At 42.5% G+C, this 1,530-nt stretch carries 2 protein-coding genes; both read right to left on the bottom strand.

Annotation, left to right across the window (positions count from 1 at the left end; all coding sequences use genetic code 11):
- On the bottom strand, positions 1-273 hold a 273-nt coding region (locus tag EBR25_13930; protein ID NBW42069.1), incomplete at its 3' end, for an NAD synthetase.
- 107 nt (positions 274-380) lie between these two features.
- A partial coding sequence (locus tag EBR25_13925; GenBank protein NBW42068.1) for a hypothetical protein occupies positions 381-1,530 on the bottom strand: 1,150 nt, incomplete at its 5' end.

Here is a 1,530-nt window from a genome sequence, read left to right as displayed (position 1 = left end):
CTCTTTACCGTATTTTTTTAAATCCTCTTTTAATTCTGGGCAAGAACCGTAATACTTCTTCCAATCCGATTCTTGTTTTACTTTTCTTTTTTTACCCGGTGGTTTTCTGAACGACCAAAAATACTTTCTACCAATGTAACGTCGTGAGTTGGACTTATTGGTAATGAGATAAACAAACCCGAAGTAGTCCCCAATATCAATGCTATCAAAAGGTTTGTTATCAAACGTCCATGGATTCTCATAACTTACACTAGTATTTATCTCAAAGCTCATATTAAAGAATCCTTATGAGCTATTATTTATCTTTAACCGGGACAAACCTAGTCTAGCAATAAAAAAGGGGACTTGTCAAGCCCCCTGAGTATTATTTGAGTTTTGTATCAACGACGTTGAGCAGCATACCACTTCTCAAAGTCCTCTCTACGCTTATCACCTCTTGGTGGCATAGGAGTTCTTTCACCACGAACGGGTTCATACTTTTTACCCTGCTCTCTTTCATACCTTTCAGGGTTGTTGCGAGCCTCTTGTGATTCACCAACGAACTCCACATCTTCTTGACGAAGTGCTTTACGACGCTTTTTCTCAATCTGCTTACGAGTAAGAACTTCACCCTTACCACGATTAGCATCGGGGTCATAGTTATTAGGTGGAGTGAAATTACTTCCAAAAGCCTTGATGTTCTGTCTTACACTAGCAGTTTTTTGCTTATTACTCATACGACGTGAGTCTTCATCAAGAGTGAATTGAGCAACAAGAGCATATGCTTCTTTCTCGGTGTGTCCTCTCTCAATTAGAGACTCAATCATTTGATCGAGTTCCAGTTCTTCTTTTACTTTCTTTCTAGGATCATTTTCTTCACCTCTTTCATAATCTGCTTTGGTATAAGGTCTGAAATCATCACGACCACCACGACTGGTGTCACTAGCACCATAACGCTGCTTCCTTCTCTTTGCTGCTCTTTCTCTCATTGCAGCAATAGAGTCTGCCTCTTGGATTGCTTCTTCACCAAGTCTAGCAGCGGCGGTAGACGCCTTGCTAGCGACCTTTCCAACGGCACCTGCTGCCTTTCTGAGACCTCTACCAATAAGTCCCTTAACACCCTTCTTGACCTGCTCCTTCTTCTTCTGAACGGCACCTACAACTGCCTGCTTGCCAGCACGTCCTGCTCTTCTTACCTCATCCTTAGCAATCAAACCAGCAATCTCAGCACCTGCCTTTGCAGTCTTTACCTTTTCCTTACCAGCCTTGACTGCCTCACCAGCCTTTCTCTTGGCATATCTGATGCGTCCTTTCAGCATACTCTTCTTCTCAGGTGCCTTAGGTGCCTCTGTATCGTGCCCGTAGGTTACCTTTGCCTCAATGAAGTCAAGTGCTGCTTCTTCTACAACATCAAGGACTTCTTCAACCTCATACCCTTCTGAGACATACTCTTGGACGAGTTCATCAAAGATTTCTTCTACAACTTCCTCAGAGAGATCATCAACTGTAATCTCATCGGTGGAAACATAAACTTGTTGATAAAGAGATCTG

The sequence above is a fragment of the bacterium genome, from assembly GCA_009926305.1.
Taxonomy (GTDB): domain Bacteria; phylum Bdellovibrionota_C; class UBA2361; order UBA2361; family RFPC01; genus RFPC01.
Note: the sequence above shows the minus strand (reverse complement) of the source record. Positions and strands in the feature narration are given on the sequence as shown.